This is a genomic window from Cysteiniphilum litorale (assembly GCF_003428165.1).
Classification (GTDB): domain Bacteria; phylum Pseudomonadota; class Gammaproteobacteria; order Francisellales; family Francisellaceae; genus Caedibacter; species Caedibacter litoralis.
The window spans coordinates 1-3,863 of the sequence record NZ_QLIQ01000086.1 but is presented as its reverse complement, the minus strand read 5'-3'; the positions used below and the strand labels follow the sequence as shown (position 1 = coordinate 3,863).

The following is a 3,863-nucleotide window of genomic DNA, read 5'->3' as shown; positions in this document are numbered from 1 at the left end:
CTCTATTTGATCATTTGAAAAATAGTTTAATGTTGTGGCATACAAGGCATCGCTCACCTGTAAATGCATGCACACATTTGATGGCATGCCTTGCTGCATGGGTTATCGATCCTATCTCTATTGTGGGCCAGAAAAGATTGAGTGTTTTATGAACCGTAATTCCGAACTGAGGTTATCGATATACTCAAACAGTCGGCTGCCATAAGCGCGCAACTGCACACGTGTGCCGATTGGTGTGGTTAAAATATCTTTGATTGATTGCTTAACGTGCTCGATATCATCTAGCACACGCCCGCTATAGCGGTCTACCCCATGCATTGTTTACCCTCCCCCGATGGTATACAGCAAGGATAAGCGTTAAATCATGTTAGGTTTGTGCCGATTAATGCCTTAAAAAGCTAATTTACATTTTAATAAGAAACTCGTGCAAATTATTGCGCGGTACGAATAGATGTGCCCCTGATTTTTTAAAGCGATAGAAAAGTTCTAAATCAACTAACTTTTGAAAGTCCTTTCTTGCTGTCTCTATCGATATACAATGATGATTCTTATGTATACTTGGAGAATATACCATGTACTGATTTTCTAATGCATGACGCAACACAGAAATTTGTCGAGAGTTCAGCTCTTTTTTTAGCAAGCTATCTTTTAGAAACTCATCAACATTTTGCAGCTTGGCTGCTTGGTTTTTCAGATAGATAAACAAATCATCCAAAGCTTTATCAATTACTTCTAAATGGTAATGGATAAAATAGGTTAAATCATTATCATCAGTTTCTGTTTGTAAAAAGGCTTTCCCGTATTGTACAGGCGCATGCTGTATGATTCTGGAAATAGGCAAAAATTCCATCAACCAATAGCCAGATTTGGCTACATGCCAATAGTACAACGCCCTAGCTGTTCTACCATTGCCATCAACAAAGGGATGCTCATAGGCAAGCATAAAATGAATAATGATTGCTTTTATCACCGGATGAATAAAGCTGCTATGTAACTCCTCTGAATTTGCAAACTGATAGAGTTCATTTAGCCTTTGCCCTAGTAAACATGCTTTCGGTGGCTTATGAACAATTTCTCCATACTTATCAACCACGCACACATTATCACTTTCTTTTCTAAATCCACCAATCTGGTGATTAGATTCCAGTGTATCAATCGTGATGATACTGTGAAGCTCAAATAGAAACTCTTCGTTTAATCTGTCCTTTATTTTCCCCTGTAAAAAGCTCATGGCGTTGTAATTATTATAAATCATCTTTTCACCTTGATCGCGTGGCTTCCTTTCAGACAAGATCATATCTTTGGCAACCTTTCTAGTGGTTACTGCACCTTCCAATTGACTAGATGAAATTGATTCTTCAAGCAGGGATTTAAACAAATATTCATCCTTGCTTTTCTCCGTAAGCAAGCCAGATTGAGCCTTAATTGCACCACCAGAAAATTTATCTATCTTGTGCACCAACCTTTGTATCTTATCTGTATTAACAAAATAAAATGGTTTTCCTCTTTCATCAACTAACCCTGTATTTATGCCGTTGCTCATGCGGTGTAACTTAATGAGATTCCATAATGCTTCTGCCGAAAAGCCCAAGCCCGCAGCTTTATATCTTAGCTTATCCCAATGGATATACTCATCATCACTAAATGCTCTAAGCTTAGGCTGTGAATGATACTTTGCAATCTGTTTCGAGGTTGGCACTTCAAACTTAGGTGGTTTCTGCATATCCGACAACTTTATTATTTTTGGAGAATTAACACATAAAGTAGCATAAAAATAAAAACAAACCAAGTTTTCAAAAATTTGGTTTTAGATCATTTTAAATACAATGTTAATCTTATTGTTTCAAAAGAAACACAACACAACTACCCACAAAATAGCCTATCAAGCTAAATAGTGCCTGACCGGAAATGACAGGAGATAATATAAAATAAGGCTTTGACGGCAGAGGTTTCAAATAAATTTTTTTAACTCTATTCTCACATAAGCTTATTTCACGTTGTTTCTTGGTGATTTGAGCAATATCTCTGTCAAACTTCCCCTGTTTTTTTGCGACAATAAACGCCAATAAACAACTTCGTTTATTTTTCCATGCGCAACATACTTTTATCTCCCCAATTAAGTTTTGGTCAAACATACATCGGTGATATAAACATTAACCTCGATTCAAGAGATGATATCCCTCGCATTCTTTTAGGCTTACAGTCTGTTTATGAAGACACTCAAACACGCCAAGTCATTGAAAGCACTTTGGCAAGTGTGTTAAGTGACAAACAGATAAACACAGGTCGTCAGGGCATGGATATGTGGCGAGTGTTTGTGCTTGGAATCATGCGCTTAAATCTCAACTGTGATTATGATCGTTTGCAAGAGCTAGCCAATGAACATAGGACGTTACGACAAATGCTTGGTCATGGTTTTCTAGATGAGAATAAACGCTATGCTTTGCAAACCATTAAAGATAATGTTGGCTTGCTAACTGAGGAGGTTCTATTTCAATTAAATATCATTATGGTTAACCATGGACATCGTTTATTGAGTGCTACAGATAAGCCCTTGTTGGCGCGTTGTGATTCTTTTGTTGTTGAGCGTAACGTGCATTTCCCAACGGATATTAGCTTGTTGTTTGATGCTTTATGCAAAGCAATTCATTTGACAGCACAAGCCTGCGAGCGTTTGAATATAAGCGATTGGCGTCAATCTGATTATAATATTAGGCAATTAAAAAAGGCATTGCGTAAAGCTCAGCAAAGTAAAAAAGGTAAGAAACAAGATCATATCACTCAAGCACATCAAGCCTATTTGGATAAGGCGCAGTTATACTTGAATAAATTAAGTCAAACACTGAAGAAATTAGATACGTTTTCACGGTGCTCCATTGAACCATATATTGACCATAGCACACGACAATTTCAGCAGACGTATGATCGTGTCATTGAGAATAAAACCATAGAGTCATCGCAAAAGGTATACTCTATTTTTGAGCCAGATACTGAGTGGGTTAACAAAGGAAAAGCGGGCAACAAAATCGAACTGGGCATTAAAGTGGCGATCATGGAAGATCAGCACCATTTTATTTTACATCATCGTGTCATGAGACAAGAGCAAGATGCTGATATCACCGTTGATATCATTAAAGACACACAGATTAACTTCCCTCAGTTGCAAGGTTGCAGTTTTGATAAAGGTTTTTACTCGGCAGTGAATCTCACGGAAGCTAGAAAGCTGATTAATAAAGTGGTTATGCCTAAAAAAGGCAAGTTAAACCAACTGGAGAAGTCACAAGAGAGTGATCCTGAGTTTGTGAAAACCAGACATCAGCATTCGGCAGTTGAGTCAGCAATCAATTGTTTGGAACAGCACGGACTTGATCGTTGTCCAGATAAGGGAAAAAGAAGGGTTTGATTGTTATGTGGCTTTGGCTGTTTTATCTCGCAATATTCAACGCATTGGTGAAATTGTGCAGAAAAAACGACGTAAGCAAAAGACCAGAAAAAAGCGAAAATTGAGTAAGGCTGCTTAGCAAATATCATTGAATTTAGAGTCAAAAAAACACGCAAGCAAGCTCTTGGGGATTTGACGTGGGTTTAATTTGATATTTTCAAGCGACTTGGGTTTGTTTTTGATCATTGAGCAATGAATTTATCAAAATGTGCTGGAAACAACAATGCAGAAGGCCAAATATCAGCCCATCTGTCGCGCTGAAAATGCAAAATATCGCTATTTCCGTTCAGACACTATTTAAAGCAATCACCTAGGGGAGAATAATAGATGAATCTTAAACAAATAAAAACTCTAGCAATTTCAGGCTGTGGGGCAGGTATCGAATACTATGACTTCGCAATCTTTGCATACTTTACACCCA

The 3,863-nt window shown here is 37.6% G+C and carries 3 protein-coding genes; 1 reads left to right on the top strand and 2 read right to left on the bottom strand.

Going from position 1 to position 3,863, the window contains the following annotated elements; genetic code table 11:
- Nucleotides 1-117: 117 nt before the first annotated feature.
- A complete protein-coding gene (locus tag DNJ75_RS14390; protein ID WP_117004132.1) occupies nt 118-318 on the bottom strand; it encodes a GPW/gp25 family protein in 201 nt (66 codons plus the stop codon).
- Nucleotides 319-403: 85 nt separating this feature from the next.
- Nucleotides 404-1,591, bottom strand: a complete 1,188-nt coding sequence (locus tag DNJ75_RS14385; protein ID WP_157968385.1) for a Fic family protein — start codon at nt 1,589-1,591, stop codon at nt 404-406.
- A 498-nt stretch (nt 1,592-2,089) separates the two neighbouring features.
- Here DNJ75_RS14385 and DNJ75_RS14375 point away from each other — a divergent pair.
- Nucleotides 2,090-3,521, top strand: a protein-coding gene (locus tag DNJ75_RS14375; protein WP_373282854.1) for an ISNCY family transposase whose coding sequence is annotated in 2 segments (ribosomal slippage) — nt 2,090-3,388 and nt 3,390-3,521 — 1,431 coding nt in all. Because the reading frame shifts where the segments join, the coding sequence is not laid out codon by codon here.
- Nucleotides 3,522-3,863 lie beyond the last annotated feature (342 nt).